The organism is Leclercia sp. EC_58 (genome assembly GCF_019584355.1).
Taxonomy (GTDB): domain Bacteria; phylum Pseudomonadota; class Gammaproteobacteria; order Enterobacterales; family Enterobacteriaceae; genus Enterobacter.
The window spans coordinates 1,609,996-1,628,404 of the sequence record NZ_VDAM01000001.1; the positions used below are offsets into that span (position 1 = coordinate 1,609,996).

The window sequence follows — 18,409 nt, forward strand, 5'->3', positions numbered from 1 at the left end:
ACGCACCACGCCTTCAGTAGCGGAGCAGGAAGGACATCTGATGGAAATGGAAGCCACGCAAGCACCTTAAAATCACCATCATACACTAAATCAGTAAGTTGGCAGCATTACCCGGACATTGCACCTTAAAACAGGCACTAAATGGATAATGCCTGTTTTAAGGTGCATTTTACTCTTCAGGTCCCCAGACCCACCCCCATGGCCCCCCGAATAATCGGAATCGGCGTCAACAAATGCTGATACATCAGTTCCCCCGCCTTATCCGCATCCCGCGCCAGCACCGCGTCCATCAGCTTCTGATGCTCCACATGCTTCTCTTCCAGCATCGCAACAGACAAAACAGTCTTCCGCAGCCACACATACCGGTACCGCGCAGCCAGGTCGAACAACCTCTCCCGCATCTGCATCAAATACCGCGAACCACACCCCGCCACAATGGCGGTATGAAACGCCTGATGGCGCTGGTCCCACTCGTCCAGCATCGTCTCGCTGGCATCGCGGGATTCCAGCTTGTTCAGCAGGTGTGCCCGGGCGAGCAATTCCGCTTCCCACTCTTCGCCGCCGCGTTCGATGGCAAGGCGGACCAGCATCGCCTCTATGTTGGCGCGAGCATCAAAGATATCGAGCAACTCCTGTTCGGACATCGGTGCCACCCGGTAGCCTTTCTGGTTAATGACCGTCACCAGCCCCTCGGCAACCAGCTGCGACAGCGCTTCGCGCAGCGGGCCGACGCCCAGCTCATACCGGGAGGTCAGCAGGCTCATGCGCAGCTTCTCATCCGGGTGATAGACGCCGCGGATGATATCGTTCTTCAGCCAGCGGTAGCCGTCGATGGCCGTCGCCTGGGAAATGATGGTCATGGACCTGCTCCTTGAAGACTGCCCGGCTCGCACCGGGCATAAAGATTAACCCTGCTTCGCCTCGTCAAAACACTCGGCGATAATCGCCAGCCCCTGCTGAAGCTGCGCCTCTTCCACGGTCAGCGGCACCAGGATGCGCAGCACGTTATGGTACGGGCCGCAGGAGAGCAGGATCAACCCCTTGTCCCGCGCCCGGGTCACAATCTGCGCCGTCAGCGCGGCGTCCGGTTTATGGTGGTCGCCCTCTTCAAACAGCTCGATAGCGATCATCGCTCCCAGGCCGCGAACGTCGCCGATCTCCCGATGTTTTTCAGCGATAGCCAGCAGCCCTTCGCGCAGGGTGTCGCCCAGTTTGTTGGCTTTGCCCAGCAGATCTTCCTGTTCAAAGACCTTGATCACCGCCAGCGCTGCGGCGCAGGCAATCGGGCTCCCGGCGTAGGTGCCGCCCAGTCCGCCCGGGGCGATGGCATCCATCACGTCGGCGCGACCGGTGACGCCCGCCAGCGGGAAGCCGCCGGCAATCGATTTGGCGAAGGTGGTGATATCCGCCGCCACGCCCATCTGCTCCATGGCGAAGAAGGTGCCGGTACGGCCCGCGCCGCTCTGCACTTCATCGGCAATCAGCATGATGCCGTGCTCGTCGCACAACGTGCGCAGGCGCTGCATAAAGGCCGGGGAGGTGGCATAGAAACCGCCTTCACCCTGGACGGGCTCGATCACGATGGCGGCGATATCTTCCGGCGCGGCATCGTTCTTGAAGATGCGATGGATGCTGGCGATGGCATCGTCATCGCTGATGCCGTGCAGGGCGCAGGGATAGAGGGCGCGGTAGACGTGGCCTGGCATCAGCCCCATGCCCGCCGAGTAAGGGTTCACTTTCCCGGTCAGCGACAGAGTGTAGTGGGTACGGCCATGATAGGCCCCGGTAAAGGCGATGGTGCCGTTGCGCTTGGTGGCAGCGCGGGCGATTTTCACCGCGTTCTCCACCGCTTCGGAGCCGGTGGTCACCAGCAGGGTCTTTTTCGGGAAATCCCCCGGCACTTTCTGGTTCAGGGTTTCACAAAGCTCCAGATAGGGTTCATAGGCCAGCACCTGGAAGCAGGTGTGCGACAGCTTTTTCAGCTGCGCTTCTACGGCGCTGACCACCTCCGGGTGCAGATGCCCGGTGTTCAGCACCGCGATACCTCCGGCGAAATCAAGATACTCACGGCCTTCGACGTCCCACACCCGGCAGTTCTCGGCGCGGGCGGCAAAGATCGGGTGGATCTGGCCCACGCCGCGGGGGATGGCATTGCTACGACGCTGCATTAACGCTTTATTGCTGCTCATTGAAATCTCCTGAAAGATTAAAGGCCGATGCACATATATTTGATTTCTAAGTAATCTTCGATGCCGTATTTAGAACCTTCCCGACCCAGGCCAGAGGCTTTAATGCCGCCGAACGGGGCCACTTCGTTAGAGATAATGCCGGTGTTGATCCCGACGATGCCGTACTCCAGCGCCTCGCCGACGCGGAACACGCGGCTTAAATCGCGGGCGTAGAAGTAGGCGGCGAGGCCGAACTCGGTGTCGTTAGCCATATGGATCACGTCCGCCTCATCCTTAAAGCGGAACAGCGGGGCCAGCGGGCCGAAGGTCTCCTCTTTCGCCACTTTCGCATCACCGGGTACATCTACCAGAATAGTCGGCTGGAAGAAGTTGCCGCCTAATTTATGCAGCGATCCGCCGGTAACCACGCGGGCGCCTTTCTCCACCGCGTCGGCGATGTGTTCTTCGACTTTATCGACCGCCTTGCCGTCAATCAGTGGCCCGATGGTGACGCCCTGGGTCAGGCCGTCGCCGATCTGCATTTTTTCCACCGCCTGCTGGAGTTTTTCGGCAAAGCGGTCGTACACGCCCTCCTGCACGTACAGGCGGTTGGCGCAGACGCAGGTCTGCCCGGCGTTGCGGAACTTGGAGGCCAGCGCCCCTTCCACGGCTTTATCGAGGTCTGCATCGTCAAAGACAATAAAGGGCGCATTGCCGCCCAGCTCCAGCGAGACCTTTTTAATGTCCTTCGCGCACTGGGCCATCAGCTGGCGGCCAATCTCGGTCGAGCCGGTAAAGGAGAGCTTGCGCACCAGCGGGTTGCCGGTCAGCTCGTTGCCGATATCGGATGCCGAACCGGTGACGACGTTAAACACGCCTGTCGGGATCCCGGCCCGGTGCGCCAGTTCGGCCAGCGCCAGCGCGGAGTAGGGGGTCTGGCTGGCGGGTTTGAGGACCATGGTGCAGCCTGCCGCCAGCGCCGGGCCCGCCTTGCGGGTGATCATCGCCGCCGGGAAGTTCCACGGGGTGATGGCGGCGGTGACGCCAATCGGCTGCTTAATCACAATCAACCGCTTGTCCGCCTGATGCCCCGGAATGGTGTCACCGTAGACGCGTTTCCCCTCTTCGGCGAACCACTCTATAAAGGAGGCGGCATAGCTAATCTCGCCTTTGGCTTCGGCCAGCGGTTTGCCCTGTTCGAGCGTCATCAGCTGGGCCAGATCGTCCTGGTTCGCCATCATCAAATCGAACCAGCGGCGCAGAATGTTGGCGCGCTCTTTGGCGGTGAGCGCGCGCCAGGCGGGCAGGGCGCGGTTCGCCGCCTCAATCGCCTCGCGGGTCTCACCGGCACCCATTTTCGGCACGCTGCCCAGAGTCTGGCCGTTCGCCGGATTGGAAACGGCAATCGTCTCGCCGCTGTGGGCGTCGCACCACTCTCCTTCTATATATGCCTGCTGACGGAATAAGCTGGGATCGTTGAGTTGCATGATGGCTTCCTGTCTCAGAATGATTAACGGGTATAGGCGGCGTGTAGTGGTTCCACGCTGCAGGCTGCCCGCAGCGCGCGGCCGGGGTTGTGCTGGCTGGCGAGCAGGGTCTGGACCTTGCTGACAATATGCGCGCCAATAGGGATCGCCGAGGTCGCCGCCGGTGAGGGCGCATTACAGGTATGGATGGTGCGCGGCGTGGTGACAAATAAAAAGTCGTCGATCAGCTTCCCTTCTGGCGAAACTGCCTGCGCCCTCACACCCGCAGGCCAGGGATGCAGATCCTTCAGGGTCAGGCTCGGGCAATATTTTTGCACCTGGCGCAGGTAGCCGCTTCTGCACAGGGAGTTTTTCATCTCGCTTAAACCCGAGAGAAGGTTGTTTTGTAGCACCCGGCGGATACCCGTTGAACCCAGAATTTCCAGCATATCGGTGAAGGAGAGATCGCTCTTGCGGTAGCCCTCGCGCTTAAAGGCGAGCACCGCGTTGGGCCCCACCGTGACGCTGCCGTCGATCATCCGGGTGAGATGCACGCCCAGGAACGGCATGGCCGGATCGGGGATCGGGTAGATAAGGTGGTTCACGATCTGATTGTGCTCCGGCGCCAGGCGGAAATACTCCCCGCGGAACGGACAGATAATAAAGCCGGGGTCGATGCCGAGCATTTTCACCAGCCGGTCGGCCATCAGCCCGGCGCAGGCAATCAGGGTAAGGGCTTCAAACTCGCGCCCGTCGCGGGTATGAATGACAACGCCGCTGGCGTGCTCCTTCAGGGCGCTGACCTCGGCGTTGAAAATCACCTCCCCGCCTTGTTGCTGGAAGCGTTTTGCCATCGCCGCTGCCACCTCGCGATAGCTGACGATCCCGCTGGAGGGGACAAAAATCCCGCCCAGCCCGGTGATGTTGGGTTCGCGCTCGCGCAGTTCAGCACCGCTCAGCCACTCGCGCTCGATCCCGTTGGCGGCGGTGCGATCCCACAGGGCCTGCATCCGTTCCATCTCCAGCGGGGAGGTAGCCACCAGCATCTTGCCGCAGGTGTCATAGCGAATAGCGTTCTCATCGCAGAAGGCTTTGGTGGCGCGGTTCCCCGCCAGGCAGAACTGTGCCTTCAGGCTGCCGGGAGTGTAATAGACCCCGGCGTGGATCACCCCGCTGTTGCGCCCGGTCTGGTGGCAGGCCGGGCCCGCCTCCTTCTCCAGCAGGGCGATGCGGGCATCCGGATAGAGTGCAATCAGCTGCATGGCGGTCGACATGCCGATAATGCCGCCGCCGGTAATCACGAAGTCATACATCCGCGCCATCCCTACTGATGAGTCTGATAGTGAGTGGTGGCATAGCTGATATACCCGCGCTGACGCATCAGCTCCCGACGCAGATCCGGATGCGGGGTGAAGCGATCCCGGCCATGCAGCCAGAACATATTGTTAATCAGAAGGAACTTACCCACCGGTACCGGAATGGAGATGATGTTTTTGCTGCTCTCCAGCGCGTCAGAAAGTTCGCTCAGCCAGACACCCTCTTCAAAATCTTTCGGCTGTACGAACTGGTCGATATAGCGCATCACCGGGCGACCCTGCTGGTCAACATCGAACACCGGGTGGAACACATCCTGAGAGACGTTTTTGCTCGGCGGTGCCGTCCAGCGCAGCGGGCGACGGGCCAGCGGATGGCTGAAGAATTTATCCAGCGCTTCCCAGTCGTCGAGATGCAGAAGCAGGGAGTTGCCGCCCTGCATGTTCTGCTCGTCGATCTTCATCATCAGCACGTAGTCGGTCACTTCATCCACGAAGGTGCCGTCGTTGTGCAGCTCCAGCACGCGGTGAGGCTGGCGCAGGTAGCTGTCTGAGTTATCAACGTTTTTCACCGTAAAGCGGGAGTAGTACTGGCCGCTCATGGCGTCGTAATTGGAGCGGCCGATCAGGTGCGCCACGGCGGTGGCGATCTTCACCATCTCGTCCGCCTGGGCGACGTTATCCACACCGTCGGCGGAAATCAGCAGGGCACCCTGGTCACGGCTGAGCAGGGTGTTCAGCAGCAGGGGCTGAAGCTGGTTGCCGCACAGGTCATCGAGGATCTTCGCCACCCGAAAGCGCAGGAAGGATTTGTATTCCAGCGCCTGGATGGGCCACTGCTCCACCTCCCGCAGGAACTGCTGCGTGACCTCCGCGGAGAACGTCAGCTCCAGCAGGCGCGGAGACTGCGCGGAGGGCGCAATGCTAAAACCGGTGATGGTCCGGGCTAACGCCTCGTCGGGCTGTTGTACGGCGGTCAGTGCATTCATCAGAATCAATCCTCTCAGAAAGTATTCAGGGAACGGGGTGTTTCGTAGCCATAAATTAAAAATATCTACGTTTTTGCAAAATGGATTTATTCAGCGGGGATTGTTTGAATTCTGTGATACAGGCAGGAAAAAAGGCGAAGTGGTCGGGAAAATGCGCTCTCAGGTCGCGATCTCAACGCGCAGGCGTGATGCGCCTCACGGAAAATGCGGGTTAACCATAACAAAAGCGTGACATATACATACAAATCTTAACAAATCGCACGGGCGACGCTGTACGGCCTTCAGGCGCTCTTCTATACCTTGATTCGTGTTACCTGCGGCCTAATCACTACACAGAGAAAAACGTATGGAACTGAATTCTGGCAAGAAAAGTGAAGAAATTCATAGCGATAATACACAGCAATTTCACCGCTCCATCGGCCTTATCTCTAATTTTTCGCTCGGATTCACCTACCTCTCGCCGCTAACGGCGGTCTACTCCCTCTTTGCCCTGGCGGTGACGCTGGCGGGGCCACCGGCCATCTGGTGGATCCCGATTGTCGCCTGCGGACAGCTGCTGGTGGCGCTGGTGTTTGGCGAAGTGGCGTCGCAGTATCCGATCACCGGCGGGTTGTACCCGTGGGCGCGCCGTCTGTGGGGGCGAAAATATGCGTGGATCGCCGCCTGGATCTACCTCTGGGCGCTGGTGGTGACCATCACCTCGGTAGCGGAATATACCGCCACCTTCGTCGGGTCACTGTTCGGTTTTGAAACCTCGGCAGGCAACATGCTGATCACCTCGGTGGTGCTGCTCCTGATGATGATGGCGGTGAACATGTCGGGCACCAAAAACCTCGCCCGGGTGGCCCGAATTGGCTTCTGGTGCGAGATCGTCAGCGTGATTGCGCTGGGGATCTACCTGCTGATTTTCCACCGCGCGCAGCCCTTCTCGGTGGTCTTCGACTCGATGGGGGTGCTGGCGAAAGATGGCAGCTATCAGCCAGCGTTTATGGCGGCGGCGCTGATCGGCCTGTTTATGTTCTTCGGCTTTGAAGCCTGCGGCAACGTGGCGGAAGAGGTGAAAAATCCGAGCAAGAAGATCCCGGTGGCGATGATCCTGAGCATCGTGTTTGGCGCCATCTCGGCGCTGATCTCGATCCTCGGCTACCTGCTCGCCTCCCCAAATCTGATGAATATCGTCAACGGGCAGATCGCCGATCCCATCCCGGCGATCCTCAACGAAGCCCTGGGGGAAACCGGCGCCACGGTGTTTATCATCATCGCGGTGATCGCCATGCTGTCGTGCATCCTGTCGCTACAGGCCGCGTTGAGCCGCCTGATCTTCTCCTTCTCCCGCGACCAGATGCTACCGGGTAGCGCCTGGATGTCGAAGCTGTCGAAAAACAGCGTCCCGGACAACGCCATGATCGTCAGCTGCCTGTTGCCGGTGCTCATCTGTGTGTGGGTTTACTTCCAGCCGGATAACCTGGCGCGCATCACCGCCTTTGCGGTTATCGGTATCTACATTTCGTTCCAGATGGTGGTGCTGGCGGCGCTGCGCCAGCGTCTGAAAGGCTGGAAACCGGCCGGGGAGTGGAGCGTCGGCGGCTGGGGGATGCTGGTCAATATCCTGGCGCTGGCCTACGGGCTTTGCGGCATCTGGCTGCTGGCGCAACCCGCCGAGAGCGCAAGTTTTATCGACCGCTGGACGGTGCTGGTGGGGCTGTCGGTAGTGGTGATCTCCGGCCTGATTTACATGGCGCTGGCCCGCCCGTTCGGGCGCTCAAACGCGCCAGAAAACGACGCGATCGAGCACGCAAAACGCCTTAATGCGGGACAATCTCTGTAATTCACTCAGACCATAAAAACAATGGAGTCGGCTATGCAACACAACTTACTGATCAATGGCGAACTGGTTGCGGGTTCAGGTGAGATGCAACCCGTGTACAACCCGGCTACCGGCGAGGTCCTGCTGGAGATAGCCGAAGCCAGCCCGGAACAGGTGGACGCCGCAGTGCAGGCGGCCGATCGCGCCTTCCGTACCTGGGGCCAGACTACGCCAAAAGCGCGCGCGGAATGTTTGCTGAAGCTGGCGGAGGTGATTGAGCAGAACGCCGACACCTTCGCCCGACTGGAGTCGCTGAACTGCGGCAAGCCGCTGCACTGCGTGCTGAATGATGAGATCCCGGCCATTGTCGATGTGTTCCGCTTCTTTGCAGGTGCCACCCGCTGCCTGAACGGTCTCGCCGCCGGGGAGTACATGGAGGGGCACACCTCGATGATCCGCCGCGATCCGGTGGGCGTTGTCGCCTCCATCGCCCCCTGGAACTACCCCCTGATGATGGCGGCGTGGAAGCTGGGCCCGGCGCTGGCGGCGGGCAACTGCGTGGTGCTCAAACCCTCTGAGATCACCCCGCTCACCGCCCTGAAGCTGGCCGAGCTGGCGAAAGATATCTTCCCGGCAGGCGTGATTAACATCCTGTTTGGCCGCGGGAAAACCGTAGGCGACCCGCTGACCGGCCACGACAAGGTGCGCATGGTCTCCCTGACCGGCTCCATTGCCACCGGGGAGCACATTATTTCCCATACCGCGCCGTCGATTAAGCGCACCCATATGGAGCTCGGCGGCAAAGCGCCGGTCATCGTCTTTAACGATGCCGATATCGATGCGGTGGTGGAGGGCGTACGCACCTTTGGCTTCTACAACGCCGGGCAGGATTGCACCGCTGCCTGCCGTATCTATGCGCAAAAAGAGGTCTATAACGCGCTGGTGGAAAAACTGGGCGTCGCCGTCGCCAGCCTGAAAATGGGCTCCCCGGAGGATGAGACCACCGAGCTGGGCCCGGTCAGCTCCGCCGCCCATCTGACCCGCGTCAGCGAGGCGGTAGAGCGCGCCAAAGCCCTGCCGCACATACACGTGGTCACCGGCGGCAATGTGGCGGGCGGCAGCGGGTATTACTACCAGCCAACCTTGCTGGCCGGGGCGAAACAGGAGGATGAGATCGTCCAGCGCGAGGTCTTCGGCCCGGTGGTGAGTGTGAGTATGTTCGACGACGAAGAGCAGGTGCTGGAGTGGGCCAATGATTCCCGGTACGGGCTGGCCTCATCGGTCTGGACCCGGGATGTGGGCCGCGCACACCGTATGAGCGCCCGCCTGCAATACGGCTGCACCTGGGTGAATACCCACTTTATGCTGGTCAGCGAGATGCCGCACGGCGGGCAGAAGCTCTCCGGCTACGGCAAGGATATGTCGATGTACGGGCTGGAAGACTACACCGTGGTGCGGCATGTGATGGTGAAGCACTAACGGCATTGCCCGGCGGCGCTTCGCTTGCACGGGCCTGGGTGTTGTAGGCCGGGTAAGCGCAGCGCCACCCGGCGTAAATGTGCCCACGCTTGCTTTATGGCTGCGCGCAGTCGTAAGCCAAATCCAGGAGCTGATTTTTTATCGACCGGGCATCTGCCGCCATATCGACTGTCGCAAAATGGATCTTATGCCCTTGGGTAACGATGTATTCATTCAGCATGTACCCAACGGCAGGGTGCAATAGCATGCCTGCGGCGTGAAGGGATAACGGATCGGCATCGCTCTCCTGCGTGCGCAGATAGGTATACAGCTGATAAATATAACCGCTACGCAGAGTCGTATCACGGTGCCAGCCCTTAATGACGATCGCATTAAATTTAGTATCAATAATGATGCGCTTCGCATTCACTCGATGTTCAAGAATGATATCTGACTGCATCGTCGGGAAGATATCAGCACTGCCCGGGCTTTGATCGCTCAACGCCCATTTCAGCTCTTTCCCGGCAGATACCTGCCAGATCTCTTTTTCGAGGTGGACGCGATAAAAACTGGCAATGCCTTTCTCAAACAGCTTTCGCATCCAGGAGAGATTATCTGAAGGGGCGGGTAACAGATGATGTCCTTTGTCCTGAGTGGGTAACAGCAACTGAAAGGCCAGCTGCGCAGCATCCACCATTGGTTTATCGGCCGCATCATGGCGGCCAAAGCGTGTCACCGAGGGCAGTTCGCGGTTGTCAGGGAACTCGCCGTTAATGCCCTCACGGCGTAGCGCCATCGCCGCAAACCGGCAATCCGAGGCCAGCGCAGGTTTGGTGATGAGCGAGGTGAGGCGTTCTAACGCACAGCGAACGTAGCGATTTCGCGGCGTATCGAGGGTCAGCTCCTGAAACTGACAGGCAACCCGCCCCCTGTCCAACAGCTGGTGACTGGCCGTATGCAGAATATCAATGCGGCCTCGCACCCGGTTCAGGGCGGCATGCCGGGTTTGATAGCCCATGCTTAAATTGCGTCGGCGGCGCAACGCAATTTCATGGAGCAGGATCTTCGCCACCAGATCGGGGATCTCATCCGGGTTATCTTCTACGGCAACGTAGCTCCGCCCCAGCTCGCGAAACAGATCGGACGCGTACAGCATCAATAACCAGAGATTGCGCACGGGAATGCGCGACGTCTTAAGTTGCTCTTCGCCGGAAGTCATTGTGCTAATAACACTTTTCTGGCGTCGTTGACTTTGTTCGGAGCATCGAGCCAGTATTCGGCGAGCAGCGGACAAATCTCCGTTTCGACAACCTGTTCATACCAGGCAAGAGCCTCGCCAATCTGCTGGCCGGCTGCTGGGGTGACGTAGCTGTGCCCGACGCAGAATTGTGGCCCTAAAGTGACATCATTCGCCAGCGTCTCATTCAATACGCTTAGTCGGGATGCGATTAATTCTAAGACGTCCAGATCGACCGCAAATTTTTGATTAACCCAGTTTTTCCACGCGTTGTTAAATACCGGCTTCAGGTCGACAAACGCAAAACGGCGACGCAAGGCTAAGTCGAGGAGCGCAAGGGAACGGTCAGCAATATTCATGGTGCCGATGATGTATAAGTTCTCGGGAATATAGATCTTTTCATCCGGATCTGTGCGATAGGAGAGCTCCAGCGCCTCGTTCGGGGTGCGTTTATCGGCCTCCATCAGCGTAAGCGTTTCACCGAAAATTTGCGCCGGGTTGCCGCGGTTGATCTCTTCAATAATCACCACATATTTCGCGGCAGGGTTATTAAGCGCTTTGTTAATGGCATTCACGAAAGGTCCATCGATCAGCTCCAGGCGACCCTCTTTTCCCGGGCGCCAGCCGCGAATAAAGTCTTCATAAGAGAGATTCGGGTGGAACTGCACCGCGCTGATCCGCTCGGGGGCTTGCTCACCCATCAGGCAGTAAGCCAGGCGGCGTGCCAGCCAGGTTTTGCCGGTGCCAGGCGGGCCTTGCAGGATCAGGTTCTTTTTGTCTTTTAACCGTTGAAGGGTGAGTTGAATCTTCTCTTCATCCAGGAAGCAGCCTTCTTCCAGCAGTTTACTGGTGTTGTAAGGTAAGTGAGGATTTTTAGGGGGCGGTGCGCTCTCGTCGACCGTATCCTCGGTAATATCCTCAGACTCGCTTTTATCAAAGTTCAGGTATTCATAATTGCCAGCACCGTGGAACTTTAATTCATCATCTTTACGTAATATTTGCAGATAATAGTAAACAGAATTTTCAACAGTATTGTTATTCGGATGATCGGCTTTGATTTCGTCCAGGTAGTTTTCTTTCAGCTCCTGAAAGGTAAAATAAGGACTCTCTTTTTGCTTACATAACGCCTTAATTTTATTTAGCAGATAGACTTTCCACGTTCTGTTTTCTACCTCATCTTTTGTCTGGCCGAAATTTGTATTCCATGCCATCAGGGAAAGTTCAGGGAAGCTATGGACAGGGAAATTCGGTAATGACTCCAACTTACTGATAGTGTTTTATGTTCAGATAATGCCCGATGACCTTGTCATGCAGCTCCACCGATTTTGAGAACGACAGTGACTTCCGTCCCAGCCTTGCCGTTACGCACCACGCCTTCAGTAGCGGAGCAGGAAGGACATCTGATGGAAATGGAAGCCACGCAAGCACCTTAAAATCACCATCATACACTAAATCAGTAAGTTGGCAGCATTACCGGGAAATTCGGCTGGGTAAATGACTGTTTAAGCGCCCGCATTATGCTCAGGTAGTCATGCGCGCTACAGCGGCCTTTAGCCCCATTTTTCAGGATCTTAATATTAAGTACTTTCTGGATGTACTTCTGCGACTGGCTGTCTAACGTGGGGTAAAACCAGGGACGAGCCCAGTATAACCCCATCGTCAGGTTCCATCCGACGTTGCGCACTTCTGAAGTGGTATCATAAATCCATGAAAATGCTTCGGATTTGGCATTCATATCCACTGTGTCTTCAGTGTCATCTGCGAAACTGATAGCCGCCGAGAACATCGCCCAGAGAAAATCAATGTCATTAGCTGAACGGGTTCTTTCGTAAGCAAAAAACCACGACTTTTGGTTGTTGAGCAGCGGAACACCGTCAAATGAATCGGGTACGGGTTCGTCTACGCCCAGCAAATCCGCCAGCCTGGAGGCAATAATTTTTCGATTCGCATCGGTGAGGCTGCGATTGAACAACCCCATTGTGGTAAACGGGCAAATGTCTTTTAACGGATGGGGTTCGCCCTGCTCAGGTTTGTCCAGCAGATGAGACATTCCGCCGACGTCAGCGGCGATCCGATGGATACCTGCGACTAACTCCTCTCGCCGGTCTTGCCAGGTCAGTAGTTTACTGGCAAAAGCCTGATAAAAATCCGCCCACGCAAATCTGCCATCTTTTTCAGCCGCGTCCATATGTTCTCCAGTCAAATTTTTCAGGTAGTTATCATTCTTTTGCCGGCATTTTACGGGAACATCAGGTGCAATGCCTAACTACCTAAAACAAGGATCACCGAAAGGGATATATACATTCTATATGGATTGCTTTGCCGTCTCTCTATATACTTTGCATATAGCTTTATAGAGAGGTTCATCATGCCCAGCCCAACACGTACTGCGCCGAAAAAATTCCTGTTCCAGCTTCGTTCTGTCGATAACGAATTTGGCGTCAGCGAGGAGACTTTTGCCCGTCTGATGGCGGAGCTCTCGCTGAATCAGACAGAGTTAGTCCATAAGGCGTTACGCAACCTTGCTAAAGAGGTGCTGCCCGCTTACGAACAGGACGACGGCGAGCTGACCGACGCGCAACACGCCGCCGTCAGGAAACTGTCAGGTCTCGACATTTCAGAGGACGATCTGGACTCTCCATTATTCAAATAAGCAGTATGCTTATGGCTAATAATTACAACCCGTTACCCGCAATCGGTGACATCATTTGGTGCAAGTTTCCTCAACATGAAGATCTGGGCCATCCGGGACCGAAAGCGCGTCCCGGACTGATTCTGAACCTCTTCCCGGATATTCATGCCGTCCTGATCGTCTATGGAACCTCACGGACGGACCACGTTTATCAGGGCGAGTTCGTCATCGACGATCAGCTTGATACGGCAGGGCTAAGCTGGCCGACAAAGTTTGATCTTAATCGGCTGCAAAAATTGCCTTTCAACACGGAGTGGTTTGCGGTTGCGCCGGGCGTGGAGATCAATACGCCGTTACCCAAAATGGGGGTGATTCCACCAGTGTTTATTCCTGTGATGCGTGCCGCCTGGGCTAAAAGAAGACAGTAGGCATTGCCCGGCGGCGCTGGGCTTGCACGGGCCTACAACACCGTAGGCCGGGATCGCTACGCTTCACCCGGCGTTTAAACACTTACAGCGACTTCACAAACGTCAGCAGGTCTTCAATCAGCTGGTCCTGATGCGTCAGCGCAAAGCCGTGCGGCGCATTGTCATACACCTTCAGCTGGGCATTGCCGATCAGCTCCGCCGCCACTTTGCCGGTAGTTTCGAACGGTACGATCTGGTCGTTGCTGCCGTGGATCACCAGCGTCGGCACGTCGACTTTCGCCATATCCGGGCGGAAGTCGGTCTCGGCAAAGGCGGTTACGCAGTCCAGGGTGCCTTTCAGCGAGGCCAGCAGAGCGATGTTCAGGGTCTGGGTCAGGCCGCCTTCAGAGACTTTCTGCCCGGCGTTGAGGCCGTAGAACGGGGTGGCGAAATCGCTGATGAACTGGGCACGATCTTTCAGCAGCCCGTCACGAATGCCGGCGAAGACCGACTGATCCACACCCTGAGGATAAGAGTCGGATTTACCGAAGATCGGCGTTACCGCACCCAGCAGCGCCAGCCCGGCCACGCGGTCGGTGCCGTAGGTGCCGATATAGCGGCTCACGTCGCCGCCGCCCATGGAGAAGCCCACCAGGGTCACGTCACGCAGATCCAGCGCGGTGATCAGGTCGTTGATGTCGGAGGCGAAGGTGTCGTAGTCGTAGCCATTCCACGGCTGATCCGAACGGCCAAAGCCGCGACGGTCGAAGGCGATGGCGCGAAAACCGCGCTCGGCCAGATAGTTCAGCTGGCTATCCCACATGTCGGCATCCAGCGGCCAGCCGTGGCTGAACAGCACCGGCTTACCTGCACCCCAGTCTTTGTAGTAAATCTGCGTGCCGTCTTTCGCTTTGATCGTAGCCATAGTCTCTTCCTCAAAAGGTTGTTTTAGGTTTTAAACCGGCGCCACCAGATAGCGGGTCGCCGGGGGTGCATCGCCCTGATGAAAAGCCAGGACGCGGCTTTGCAGCAGGTGGTCATTCATGGTGTGGCGCTCCTGCAGGCGCAGGTGTTCCACCCACGATCCCAGCAGGAAGGTCTCGATATAAAGGCCCGGCTGGTCGATATCTTCATACACCGCCCAGCTGATGGCTCCCGCCCGGCGACGTACCCGGCGCAGCTCGTGGACGGCCTGCAGGAAATCGTTGACCGCTTCAGGATCGATCCGGTACTCACAGGAGACCAGCACCGGGCCGCGCTCGTTGGGGATGTTCTCCCGGGCGTCGTCGGCGATAAGCCCGCTGGTGTCGAGGTTCAGGTTAGGATCTTTCTCCAGCTTCCAGCGCAGCACCGTGGCGCTCGCCAGCAGCATCCCCACCGTTGCCACGCAGAGCGAAGTGGCGGTGTTCACGTGCGAGGCGATCTGCCCCCAGAGGGCGCTGCCCGCGGTCATCGAGCCAAAGAAGACCGTCAGATAGACCGCCAGCGCCCGGGCCTTCACCCAGCGTGCGGCGCTGCGTTGCGCCCCCAGGTTGAGGGTGGAGAGCACCGCGATCCACGCAAAGCCGGTGAAGAACTCAAACAGGTTCAGCAGCCAGAAGTGACGCACAAAGGCCAGGGCCAGCATGGTGATGGCGAAGACCAGGCTTGCCGCCACCATCAATTGATCGGCATTGAGGCGCTGGCGCAGGCGCGGCAGCAGCACCGCCCCGGCAATCGCCCCCAGCCCGATACAGGCCAGCATGATGCCGTACCCCGCCGGGCCGAGGCCCAGCTCCCGGCGCGCCACCAGCGGCAGCAGCGCCCAGCCCGCGCTGGCGAAGACAAAGAACGCCACGGTGCGAATCAACACGTTACGCAGCACCGGGGCGGCGTGCACATAGCGCACCCCGGCACGCACCGCCGAGAAAAAGTGTTCCGGCGGCAGGCGCTGTACCGACGCCGCAGGTTTCCAGCGCCACAGCACCCAGGCCACGCCCAGCACCGACAGGGCGTTGAGCAGGAATACCATCCACGGCCCCGCCAGCGAGAGCAAAAAGCCCCCCAGCGCCGGGCCGATGGCGCGGCTGATGTTCACCCCCAGCGAGTTCAGCGCAATCGCCGGGCCCAGCTCCGCCTTGCTCACCAGATCCGGCACCACCGCTTGGAACGGCGGCGAGCTCATGGCGCTGCCGACGCTCAGCAGAAAGGCCGCCACCAGCAGCACCGTCGGGGTCACCTGGCCGGTAAACGACAGCACCGTCAGTCCCGCCGCGGCGATAAACACCCACAGCTGGGAAAAAAGCAGGTACTTGCGCCGATCGACGATGTCCGCCATCACCCCGGAGGGCAGGGCGAAGAGGAACATCGGCAGGCTGCTTGCCGCCTGCACCAGGGCGATATCCAGCGGATCGGCGCTCAGCGTCAGCATGCTCCAGTTCACGCCGACGTCGCTCATCCACGAGCCGACGTTGGAGACCACCGTGGCGATCCACAACATGCGGAACACCCGCTGGTGCAGCGGCTGCCACGTTGAGATCGCCGGGGCAGGCGGGTGTTCGATGTGCGCGTCGGTCACCTGGGTCATGCGAATCTCTCCGTGGCACGTGTACGCAGCCGCCAGCCACCGGGGCCGGTGATGGCCAGGGTGGTGAAGATGATCAGCAGCAGCCAGCCAAACTGACCTTCGGCGATCGACCAGCCCGGATGCACTACCAGCATCGCCACCAGCAGCACGGCGATGATTGGCACGCAGGCCAGCCGGGTCGCCACGCCGAACAGGATCAGGATCGGGCAGATCACCTCGGCGACGATCGCCGGGATCAGGCTGAAATACGGCCCGAAGCCAAAGGGATCTTCGATCCGCGTCAGTTCTTCGCTGAAGTGCAGCACCTTCGGCAGGCCGTGCACGTACAACAGCAGCAGGCTACCGGCGATCCGCAGGAAGAACAGCCCCAGGTCAATCCGGGGCAGGGTCTGTGTTTGTGAATTCATCATGATTAAAACGCGAAGCAGCTGCAGCCCAGCGCTCCCCAGAAGGCATTATCGTCGGCCACCGGCATCTCTGCCGTGCGGGCAAAATCGTGCGAATGGTTGTGCACCCCGCACGGACCGCTGCAGTGGTGCGCAGGCTGCATCCCCACGCGGGCGGCCTGCGGTGGCGCGCTGCGGTAGTGACCCGGCACTTTGACCACCGGGGACCACTCCGGCAGAACCGGGATGGCAGGCGGCGCCAGCGGGCCGAAGCTGCCTGCGGCATAGACGATGTTGCCATCCACCACCGTCAGCACCGACTCGATGCCCTTGATCTCCTCTTCCGGCACGCGGAAGTAGTCTTTGCTCAGCACCGCCAGATCCGCCAGTTGGCCCTTTTTGATCTGCCCTTTCTGATTCTGCTCGTTGGAGAACCACGCGCTGCCCTGGGTCCAGAGCATCAGGGCGGTGTCGCGATCCAGACGGGCGCTGTGATCGTACAGCTGCATCCCGCCGACGGTACGGCCAGAGACCAGCCAGTAGAGGGCAGTCCAGGGGTTGTAGCTCGCCACGCGGGTGGCGTCGGTGCCCAGCCCCACCGGCACGCCGGTCTCGAGCATACGGGTGACCGGCGGAGTGTGGCGAACCGCCTCCATCCCGTAACGCTCGGCGAAATACTCGCCCTGGAAGGCCATGCGGTGCTGCACGGCGATGCCGCCGCCCAGCGCCTTGATGCGGTCGATGTTGCGCTGGGTCACGGTCTCGGCATGGTCAAAGAACCAGTGCAGGCCGTCGAACGGGATCTCGCGGTTCACCTTCTCAAAGACATCCAGCATCCGGCTGATGGACTCGTCATAGGTGGCGTGCAGGCGGAACGGCCAGCGGTGCTCCACCAGATGGCGCACCACGCGCTCCAGTTCGTCCTCCATGCCGGGGGCCAGATCCGGGCGCGGCTCGAGGAAATCTTCAAAGTCGGCGGCGGAGAAGACCAGCATCTCCCCCGCACCGTTATGGCGGAAGAAGTCGGTGCCCTGGCCTGGCTTAAGCATGTCGGTCCACTTCTCGAAATCTTCCAGCTCGTGGCCAGGGCGCTGGGTGAAGAGGTTGTAGGCGATGCGGATCGTCATCTGCTTTTTCTCGTGCAGTTCGGCGATCACCTCATAGTCTTCCGGGTAGTTCTGGAAACCGCCGCCGGCGTCGATGGCGCTGGTTAAGCCCAGACGGTTCAGCTCGCGCATAAACTGGCGGGTGGAGTTCACCTGCTGCTCCAGCGGCAGCTTCGGCCCTTTGGCGAGGGTGGCGTAGAGGATCATGGCGTTCGGACGGGCGATCAGCATCCCGGTCGGATTGCCGTTGGCGTCGCGCTGGATCTCACCGCCCGGCGGGTTCGGCGTCTCTTTGGTGTAGCCCACCACCTTCAGCGCCGCGCGGTTGAGCAGGGCGCGGTCATACAGGTGCAGGATAAAGACCGGGGTATCCGGCGCGGCCTCGTTGATCTCGTCCAGGGTCGGCATCCGGCGCTCGGCGAACTGGAACTCGCTCCAGCCGCCCACCACGCGCACCCACTGCGGTGACGGGGTGCGCAGGGCCTGCTCTTTCAGCATCCGCAGGGCGTCAGCCAGCGAGGGCACTCCCTCCCAGCGCAGCTCGAGGTTGTAGTTCAGCCCGCCGCGGATCAGGTGCAGGTGCGAGTCGTTGAGGCCCGGGATGGCGGTGTGGCCTTTCAGATCCACCACTTTGGTGGCGTCGTCGTGGTACTGCATCACCTCGGCAGCGGTGCCGACTGCAAGGAATTTGCCGTCACGCACGGCCACCGCTTCGGCGAGGGGATTTTCACGATCGACGGTGTGAAACTGGCCATTCACCAGAATCAGATCTGCTTTGGCAGAGGAAGTCATAATTGCTCCTGACTGAGAGGGGGAATGGTCAGGATTATTGGAACCGGTTACTGAAAAAAACCAGTTATACAAAGGGATAGGT

General features: G+C 59.1%; 14 protein-coding genes and 3 pseudogenes. 4 read left to right on the forward strand and 13 right to left on the reverse strand.

The window, feature by feature from the left end; genetic code table 11:
* Window positions 1–176 precede the first annotated feature (176 nt).
* From csiR to glaH, 5 genes are read right to left on the reverse strand one after another with little or no spacing between them, the layout of a single operon-like run.
* Window positions 177–860 carry a DNA-binding transcriptional regulator CsiR gene (gene csiR / locus FHC51_RS07865; protein WP_220435254.1) on the reverse strand — a complete coding sequence of 228 codons (684 nt, stop codon included), beginning with the start codon at window positions 858–860 and terminating at the stop codon, window positions 177–179.
* Between the two features lie 45 nt (window positions 861–905).
* Window positions 906–2,189: a 4-aminobutyrate--2-oxoglutarate transaminase gene (gabT, locus tag FHC51_RS07870; RefSeq protein WP_114388068.1), complete on the reverse strand. Its 1,284-nt coding sequence runs from the start codon at window positions 2,187–2,189 to the stop codon at window positions 906–908.
* 17 nt (window positions 2,190–2,206) lie between these two features.
* Window positions 2,207–3,655, reverse strand: coding sequence for an NADP-dependent succinate-semialdehyde dehydrogenase (gene gabD / locus FHC51_RS07875; protein ID WP_220435255.1), 1,449 nt, complete (start codon window positions 3,653–3,655; stop codon window positions 2,207–2,209).
* Window positions 3,656–3,678: 23 nt separating this feature from the next.
* On the reverse strand, window positions 3,679–4,947 hold the full coding sequence (lhgO, locus tag FHC51_RS07880) for an L-2-hydroxyglutarate oxidase (protein WP_220435256.1): 1,269 nt from the start codon (window positions 4,945–4,947) through the stop codon (window positions 3,679–3,681).
* A gap of 11 nt (window positions 4,948–4,958) precedes the next feature.
* A complete protein-coding gene (gene glaH / locus FHC51_RS07885; RefSeq protein WP_220435257.1) occupies window positions 4,959–5,936 on the reverse strand; it encodes a glutarate dioxygenase GlaH in 978 nt (325 codons plus the stop codon).
* A 346-nt stretch (window positions 5,937–6,282) separates the two neighbouring features.
* Here glaH and FHC51_RS07890 point away from each other — a divergent pair, with 346 nt between their 5' ends.
* Together FHC51_RS07890 and patD are read left to right on the forward strand one after the other, a co-directional pair.
* Window positions 6,283–7,764 (forward strand): APC family permease, encoded by a 1,482-nt coding sequence (locus tag FHC51_RS07890; protein WP_220435258.1) that lies wholly within the window; start codon window positions 6,283–6,285, stop codon window positions 7,762–7,764.
* A 33-nt stretch (window positions 7,765–7,797) separates the two neighbouring features.
* Entirely contained in the window at window positions 7,798–9,222 is a 1,425-nt protein-coding gene (gene patD, locus FHC51_RS07895) for an aminobutyraldehyde dehydrogenase (RefSeq protein ID WP_220435259.1), read from the forward strand.
* A gap of 94 nt (window positions 9,223–9,316) precedes the next feature.
* On the opposite strand, the gene mcrC is transcribed toward patD, so the two are convergent.
* The 4 genes and pseudogenes from mcrC to FHC51_RS07915 form a co-directional block, all read right to left on the reverse strand.
* Complete coding sequence (gene mcrC, locus FHC51_RS07900) at window positions 9,317–10,420, reverse strand: 5-methylcytosine-specific restriction endonuclease system specificity protein McrC (RefSeq protein ID WP_220435260.1); 1,104 nt, start codon at window positions 10,418–10,420, stop codon at window positions 9,317–9,319.
* A pseudogene (locus FHC51_RS07905) lies at window positions 10,417–11,673 on the reverse strand (AAA family ATPase); the annotation flags it as partial. The pseudogene FHC51_RS07905 and the gene mcrC, both read right to left, overlap by 4 nt.
* Before the next feature lie 28 nt (window positions 11,674–11,701).
* Window positions 11,702–11,797: pseudogene (locus FHC51_RS07910) on the reverse strand (IS1 family transposase); the annotation flags it as partial.
* Window positions 11,798–11,909: 112 nt separating this feature from the next.
* Window positions 11,910–12,626: pseudogene (locus FHC51_RS07915) on the reverse strand (AAA family ATPase); the annotation flags it as partial.
* 180 nt (window positions 12,627–12,806) lie between these two features.
* Between FHC51_RS07915 and FHC51_RS07920 the strand changes: the two are divergent.
* Complete coding sequence (locus FHC51_RS07920) at window positions 12,807–13,091, forward strand: hypothetical protein (RefSeq protein ID WP_220435261.1); 285 nt, start codon at window positions 12,807–12,809, stop codon at window positions 13,089–13,091.
* 11 nt (window positions 13,092–13,102) lie between these two features.
* A complete protein-coding gene (locus FHC51_RS07925) occupies window positions 13,103–13,498 on the forward strand; it encodes a hypothetical protein (RefSeq protein WP_220435262.1) in 396 nt (131 codons plus the stop codon).
* A gap of 82 nt (window positions 13,499–13,580) precedes the next feature.
* On the opposite strand, the gene FHC51_RS07930 is transcribed toward FHC51_RS07925, so the two are convergent.
* From FHC51_RS07930 to FHC51_RS07945, 4 genes are read right to left on the reverse strand one after another with little or no spacing between them, the layout of a single operon-like run.
* Window positions 13,581–14,402 carry an alpha/beta fold hydrolase gene (locus FHC51_RS07930; RefSeq protein WP_220435263.1) on the reverse strand — a complete coding sequence of 274 codons (822 nt, stop codon included), beginning with the start codon at window positions 14,400–14,402 and terminating at the stop codon, window positions 13,581–13,583.
* Between the two features lie 30 nt (window positions 14,403–14,432).
* The gene (locus tag FHC51_RS07935) at window positions 14,433–16,043 is read right to left on the reverse strand and encodes an MFS transporter (RefSeq protein ID WP_220435264.1); all 1,611 of its coding nucleotides are present in this window, start codon (window positions 16,041–16,043) and stop codon (window positions 14,433–14,435) included.
* Window positions 16,040–16,450, reverse strand: a complete 411-nt coding sequence (locus FHC51_RS07940) for a DoxX family protein (protein WP_375373817.1) — start codon at window positions 16,448–16,450, stop codon at window positions 16,040–16,042. Before FHC51_RS07940 ends, FHC51_RS07935 begins: the two co-directional genes overlap by 4 nt.
* A gap of 5 nt (window positions 16,451–16,455) precedes the next feature.
* Complete coding sequence (locus FHC51_RS07945; RefSeq protein ID WP_220435266.1) at window positions 16,456–18,327, reverse strand: amidohydrolase; 1,872 nt, start codon at window positions 18,325–18,327, stop codon at window positions 16,456–16,458.
* Window positions 18,328–18,409 lie beyond the last annotated feature (82 nt).

Bases quoted from the DNA above. Each gene is read 5' to 3' on its own strand.
- csiR (WP_220435254.1), bottom strand. From the start codon at position 860: ATGACCATCATTTCCCAGGCGACGGCCATCGACGGCTACCGCTGGCTG.
- gabT (WP_114388068.1), bottom strand. From the start codon at position 2,189: ATGAGCAGCAATAAAGCGTTAATGCAGCGTCGTAGCAATGCCATCCCC.
- gabD (WP_220435255.1), bottom strand. From the start codon at position 3,655: ATGCAACTCAACGATCCCAGCTTATTCCGTCAGCAGGCATATATAGAA.
- lhgO (WP_220435256.1), bottom strand. From the start codon at position 4,947: ATGTATGACTTCGTGATTACCGGCGGCGGCATTATCGGCATGTCGACC.
- glaH (WP_220435257.1), bottom strand. From the start codon at position 5,936: ATGAATGCACTGACCGCCGTACAACAGCCCGACGAGGCGTTAGCCCGG.
- FHC51_RS07890 (WP_220435258.1), top strand. From the start codon at position 6,283: ATGGAACTGAATTCTGGCAAGAAAAGTGAAGAAATTCATAGCGATAAT.
- patD (WP_220435259.1), top strand. From the start codon at position 7,798: ATGCAACACAACTTACTGATCAATGGCGAACTGGTTGCGGGTTCAGGT.
- mcrC (WP_220435260.1), bottom strand. From the start codon at position 10,420: ATGACTTCCGGCGAAGAGCAACTTAAGACGTCGCGCATTCCCGTGCGC.
- FHC51_RS07920 (WP_220435261.1), top strand. From the start codon at position 12,807: ATGCCCAGCCCAACACGTACTGCGCCGAAAAAATTCCTGTTCCAGCTT.
- FHC51_RS07925 (WP_220435262.1), top strand. From the start codon at position 13,103: ATGGCTAATAATTACAACCCGTTACCCGCAATCGGTGACATCATTTGG.
- FHC51_RS07930 (WP_220435263.1), bottom strand. From the start codon at position 14,402: ATGGCTACGATCAAAGCGAAAGACGGCACGCAGATTTACTACAAAGAC.
- FHC51_RS07935 (WP_220435264.1), bottom strand. From the start codon at position 16,043: ATGACCCAGGTGACCGACGCGCACATCGAACACCCGCCTGCCCCGGCG.
- FHC51_RS07940 (WP_375373817.1), bottom strand. From the start codon at position 16,450: ATGAATTCACAAACACAGACCCTGCCCCGGATTGACCTGGGGCTGTTC.
- FHC51_RS07945 (WP_220435266.1), bottom strand. From the start codon at position 18,327: ATGACTTCCTCTGCCAAAGCAGATCTGATTCTGGTGAATGGCCAGTTT.